The organism is Anabaena sp. 4-3, assembly GCF_001597745.1.
GTDB lineage: Bacteria > Cyanobacteriota > Cyanobacteriia > Cyanobacteriales > Nostocaceae > Trichormus.
The window spans coordinates 1-6,169 of record NZ_LUHJ01000070.1; the positions used below are offsets into that span (position 1 = coordinate 1).

Genomic DNA, 6,169 nt, shown 5'->3' on the forward strand with positions numbered 1-6,169 from the left:
TCAACTTTGATCATGTCAATGGTACAAATGGTGATGACAGGATGACTGGCGATACTCAAAGTAACCAAATATCTGGCAATGGTGGAGATGACACACTCCGAGGTAGTAGTGGCAACGATACCTTAGATGGTGGTACAGGCAATGATACTGCTGATTACAGCCAATTCGGTGAAAGTATCACTTTCCGAGGGACTAGCACAGTCAACAAAGGTAGTCGTGGTACAGATCAACTCATTGGTATAGAAAGGATTTTGGCTGATGCGAGTACAGCCAATAACACTATTGATGTTTCCTGGTTAAGCAACATTACATCGATCAATGCCAATCTGGAAGCTTCTATTGTCACGATTACAGACATCAATGGTTCTCAAACTTGGACTGTCGGCAACTTTGATGATGTCAAAGGCACAAATCAAGCTGATACTCTCACAGGTGACTATCAAGATAACCAATTATTTGGCTATGGTGGTGATGACATCCTCAATGGTGGATTTGGTAACGACACCCTCGATGGCGGTAATGGTAACGACTTACTCAGAGGCGGTTCTAGGAATGACAGCCTCTATGGAGACGCAGGAGATGACAGCCTCTATGGGGACACAGGCAGCGATACATTAGATGGTGGTTTCGGCAACGATCAGTTGTATGGAGGAGCGCAAAGCGATCGCCTCATCGGTGGAGATGGTAACGACCTTCTCAGAGGTGGAAGTGAAGACGACACCCTAGAGGGAGGATATGGTAGAGACACTCTAAATGGAGATACAGGCAACGATAGTCTAGACGGTGGGGAGAATGATGACACTCTGTTTGGTAGTAGTGGCAACGACACCCTCAATGGTGGTGATGGCAAAGATATCGCCAACTACACTCCAGTCAATCGCCGACTCATCCTCACAGCTATTGACCGCATCGACAAAGACACCTTTGGTCAAGACCAACTGATTAGCATTGAAACGATTATTGCCAATAGCAGTGTCAGTAATCACCTGATCAATGCCACCTCATGGGGAAACAATGCCAGCATCAATGCTAATCTACAAACCGGAACTTTGACTGTCAGCGACAACACTGGTGTCAAAACTGTAGGTGTGGTTAACTTTGATCATGTCAATGGTACAAATCTTCAGGACATCATCATTGGCGACGCTCAAAATAACCAACTATCTGGTAATGGTGGTGATGATACACTCGGAGCTAGTAGTGGCAATGATACCCTAAATGGTGGTACGGGTAATGATACTGCCGATTACAGCCAATTGCGTCAAAGTATCACTTTTCAAGCCAGTAGTACAGTCAACAAAGGTAGTCTTGGCACTGATCAACTGATTGGCATAGAAAAGATTGTGGCTGATGCGAGTACAGTCAATAACACCATTGATGTTTCCGCTTTGAGCAACATTACATCTATTAATGCCAACCTAGAAGCTGAAACTGTCATGATTACAGACAGCAATGGTTCTAAATCTTGGAATGTAGTCAACTTTGATGATGTCAAAGGCACAAATCAAGCTGATACTCTCACAGGTGACTATCAAGATAACCAATTATTTGGCTATGGTGGTGATGACATCCTCAATGGTGGATTTGGTAATGACACCCTCGATGGCGGTAGTGGTAATAATACCTTAAATGGAGGAGAGGATTATGATACAGCTGACTATAGTCAAATCGGACAAAGTATCACCCTCTTACCGACAGGAGTGATTCAAAAAGATGGCGGTCTTGGTCAGGATCAATTGAGCAAAATAGAGAGAATTGTTGCTGATTCCAATGCAGCTAGTAACATGATTGATGCTTCTACAGCAGATATCAACACATCAATCAATGTGGATCTTAACTATCAATTTTTAGATGTAGTTGGTCTTGATGGTATTCAATCATTCGCAATAGAAAACTTTGATCATGTCAAAGGTACAAATCAAAACGACTATATTTTTGGAGATAGTCAAGATAATCTGTTCCTAGCCAATGGAGGGGATGATTTTATTGATGGTTTGGAAGGTAATGATACTCTCAATGGTGGCAGTGGCAATGATTATATGTTGGGTTACTTCGGTAATGATTCCTTAATTGGTGGCAGTGGTAACGACACTCTCTTGGGAGAAGATGGTGATGATATCTTAATAGGTGGTGATGGAGATGATTCTTTAAGTGGTGGCAGTGGTAACGATATTCTGACTGGTGGTTTTGGTCAAGATACATTTGTCTTTGATAGTTTATTTCAAGGTGTTGCTATCATCAAAGACTTTAATGTTAGTGAAGGTGACAAAATCCAGATTTATGAATTCATTTTTGGCAGTTCTAACGTTAATGACTTTTCTTACGATGCGTCTACTGGCAATTTGTTCTTTCAAGGAACTCAATTTGCTACGCTGGAAAATCAGCCAATTGATTTTTCAACTACTTTGCAGATTGAATTCTTCTAAACATGAGCCAACTAAAGTGTAGATTGACCCAACACAACAACGGCATTTTGTCCACCAAAGCCAAAGCTCAAACATAATGCTTGGCGGATAGGACTGTGAAGCGCAGTTTTAACTATATTTAAATCAAATTCTGGTTTATGTAATCCTACGCAGGGGGGTAAGATGTTCTGTTGCATAGCTAACAAAGTAAAAGCTACACCCATAGCTCCCGATGCTCCTAGAGTATGACCTGTAGCTCCTTTAGTGGAACTAATTGGCACTTGATGAGGAAATAGCTTTTTGATCACTTTGCTTTCTACATGGTCATTGAGTGGGGTAGCTGTGCCGTGAGTATGAATGTAATCTATATCCTGGGGTGTAAGGTGACTGCGTTCTAGAGATTGCTTAATAGCTGCGATCGCACCCCTACCTTCTAAGTCTGGCTGATTGGTATGATATGCGTCTGCTGTTAACCCAAAACCCAACACTTTACCATAAATTTTCGCTTGTCGTTGTTGTGCTAACTCTTTTGTTTCCAAGACAAACACAGCCGCCCCTTCACCTAATACCAAGCCTTCACGGTTGACATCAAAGGGGTAAGCTCCGGTTTTGGCTAAAGCACCCATTTGTTGAAACCCAGATATGGTTAAGGGTGTAATTGGTGCTTCTACGGCTCCGGCGATCGCTCTAGGACATTGCCCTGTTTGAATCAACAACGCTGCCTGAGAAATTGCCCAAATCCCTGTAGCACAAGCTGCCATCGGTGCGGAAACTATCCCCGTCGCTCCAATTTGCCTGGCAGCTGCGATCGCATTCATTTGGGGTAAAGTTTCTAACCAATTCTCTAAACTTTCTCCGCTTGTATATCTATATTGGCTGGGATATTTTGCATACATTTTCCTGGCTAAATCTTCCCAGGATGCTTGATGGCTACGACTCGAACCAATCACTACAGCACAATCAGGTAAATTTGTCAATAGACCAGCATCTTTGATGGCAACCTCTACGACATGTTGAGTCAACGCTCTCAATTTAGCTGGTTGTTCACCAATCAAACCTAGAGGCAGTGGGGATAGTTCTGGAAAAGGTTGATGCAATCTAATTCCAGACTCACCTGTAATTAATTTTTGCCAACTTTCCTCTAGGCTTTTACCCAAAGCGGAAACTAAACCGATACCAGTAATAACAATTTCAACCAATTTGAGATTTCGAGAATGGGGAATCGGGAATGGGGAATCGGGAATGGGAAATCGAGAAAACCACTGATTTCCTTCCTACTGCCTACTCCCCACTCCCCGAATCGCTATTGTGGAGTTTTGAAATTTTCAGCACCTTGAGTGACTTTCGCCGATTGAATGCGATCGCCTTGCTGAATTTTGTTAACTACATCAAAGCCGTCGGTGACATAACCAAAAACGGCATAATTACCATCTAAAAACCCTAAGTCAGCTAGGGCAAAGTAAAACTGAGAAGAAGCAGAGTCTGGTTGCTGCGATCGCGCCATTGCTACTGCACCTTGTTTGTGTTGTAACTCTGGTGGTTTACTCACACGAGCAGACTCGAATGTTTTACCATAAATCGGTTCTTGTTCGCCTTTGGGCTTAATTTCCAAAGGAATAGAACGTTCAGTCCCAGTTTTTTCGTCAATATAACCACCAGTTCCTAGAAATTGTGGTGGAGTTTTGGGATCTTTACTTTTAGGATCGCCCCCTTGGACTACAAACGGTTGGGGATCACGGACAACTCGATGGAACATTGAATTATCGTACACACCCTTCTGCACCAAATCAACAAAGTTGCCGGCTGTAATGGGCGCATTAGTACCGTCTACTTCGATGGTGATCGGTGATCCATTAACTGTCATCACCACGGTAGCTTTGCCTTCGAGGCGTGGTAAATTTTTCATTCCCGGAATACTCTCGCTGATAGTCTCAGATACAGATGTTGCTTCAGTAGTTGTTGTGGTTGTGTCGGTCGTCGTCGATCCTGGAGCAGAATTAGAGCTAGCCTGTTTTGTAGAACAGCTTCCCAGCATCAAAGCACTGACTATCACAAGCGCAAACAATAATTGTGAAACTTTTAACCGCATTGCCAGTTACTGACTCAACCCATGTATCTTAGCCTCTTTTGGGAATTGGGCAGATAAATTCAAAATTCTCTCATTCAAAATTCAAAAAAAATTTTGGAGAAAAATTTCCCCTGCTCCCTCTGCTCCAACACATCCCCTACAATCCCTCTAAAGGTACTTCTAAAAAGCGGGCTAATTCTGCGCCTTGAGTTTCTAACTCGGCTAAGGGTAATGGTTGACCAACTCTGGTCAAAGGTATATCTCGACGACCTTTAACACGGAGATATAAGGCGCGACGAGGATTTAAACCTTCTTTAATATCAATACGTACAGACTGTATGCTTTGAATGGGGATATCAATCTCAATTTTACGGTTTTTGCCCGGAAATCCCCAACGAAAAATGTTAATTTTACCTGTTTCTCGATTGAAGTCGTTGTGTCCACCACCTACATCCCAGAGGATAACTAGCCACAGATACAAGGCTAAAAGCAGACCAGCAGTACCGTATAAGCCCATGACCAACCCTTGAGGTACGAATACCAGTTGAGTTGGATCGGTGACTATGAGTAGATTTACTTGTAAATAACTCGATATCCCAGCCAATAAAAAGCCTGTGGCTCCCATTGTGACAATAGTTGCCCACCAGTAGTTGCTGAACCGACGAGAACCGAGAACTTTTTGATGCAGGATGCGATCGCCTTTGCTTACTGTTGTTGATGCCGTCATTGAACTACCTTGGCCTGTGAGTGCGTGCCTTTTCTAAAAGTCTGCCATTTCTACAGGATGTCTTGCAAGCTAAATATTGGCGATTGGGGATTGGGGATTGGGGACTGGGGATTGGGGACTAGGCATGGAGCATGAATCAATTCAAAATTAAAAATTGTTGACGGTTGACGGTTGACGGTTGACGGAGAAAGAATTTTTCCCCCTGCTCCCCTGCTCCCCCTGCTCTGAAAGCTCCCTCATCCCCAATCCCCAATCCCCAATCCCCAGTCCCCAGTCCCTATCCACTCCCAAGATTTCTGAGAAAAGTTGTGTCAAATTGTTAAAATTCTGATATTGATATTATTTAATAGGTTCGTTTTCAACACTTGATTATCCTAAGTGGGTTGCGCGAAACCCCTAACAATGTGATAAGTTAAGAAGCATTAAGTTACTACAAGCTAGGTAACTAGCTCATGGTAGGTGTAACGGCATAACCCTGAGAAATGCCGACTCAACTAGGCGGTAGCATCTCAGGAACTCAGCAATTATAAACCTGCTGAGGGTGTCAAGAAAAAACGTTATTTCCTCGGAAACGTTGCAATTTTAGTAAACAGAGGATTTTAGTTAGATGACCATCGCAGTAGGACGCGCCCCCAGTAGAGGGTGGTTTGACGTACTAGACGACTGGTTGAAGCGCGATCGCTTCGTCTTCGTAGGTTGGTCAGGGATATTACTGTTCCCCTGCGCTTTCCTCGCACTAGGCGGTTGGCTCACCGGCACAACCTTTGTTACCTCCTGGTACACCCACGGACTAGCCTCCTCCTATCTGGAAGGCTGTAACTTCCTCACAGTAGCAGTATCTACCCCCGCCGACAGTTTGGGACACTCCCTACTACTGTTGTGGGGGCCAGAAGCTCAAGGCGACTTCACCCGTTGGTGTCAACTCGGTGGCTTATGGCCATTCGTGGCACTACATGGAGCTTTCGGCTT

The 6,169-nt window shown here is 43.8% G+C and carries 4 protein-coding genes and 1 pseudogene; 2 read left to right on the forward strand and 3 right to left on the reverse strand.

What is annotated here, in order from left to right:
- The coding region (locus A3775_RS24455) for a calcium-binding protein (protein WP_197480201.1) at window positions 1-2,426 on the forward strand (2,426 nt) is incomplete at its 5' end.
- Window positions 2,427-2,437: 11 nt separating this feature from the next.
- Here the strand turns inward: A3775_RS24455 and A3775_RS20425 are convergent.
- The 3 genes from A3775_RS20425 to A3775_RS20435 all read right to left on the reverse strand — a co-directional run bounded on the left by A3775_RS20425 (window position 2,438) and on the right by A3775_RS20435 (window position 5,200).
- Window positions 2,438-3,604: a beta-ketoacyl-ACP synthase gene (locus A3775_RS20425; protein WP_066377645.1), complete on the reverse strand. Its 1,167-nt coding sequence runs from the start codon at window positions 3,602-3,604 to the stop codon at window positions 2,438-2,440.
- Window positions 3,605-3,708: 104 nt separating this feature from the next.
- Window positions 3,709-4,494, reverse strand: a complete 786-nt coding sequence (locus A3775_RS20430) for a peptidylprolyl isomerase (protein WP_066377646.1) — start codon at window positions 4,492-4,494, stop codon at window positions 3,709-3,711.
- Between the two features lie 136 nt (window positions 4,495-4,630).
- The gene (locus A3775_RS20435) at window positions 4,631-5,200 is read right to left on the reverse strand and encodes a photosystem I assembly protein Ycf4 (protein ID WP_066377647.1); all 570 of its coding nucleotides are present in this window, start codon (window positions 5,198-5,200) and stop codon (window positions 4,631-4,633) included.
- 607 nt (window positions 5,201-5,807) lie between these two features.
- Between A3775_RS20435 and A3775_RS20440 the strand changes: the two are divergent.
- A pseudogene (locus A3775_RS20440) lies at window positions 5,808-6,169 on the forward strand (photosystem II D2 protein (photosystem q(a) protein)); the annotation flags it as partial.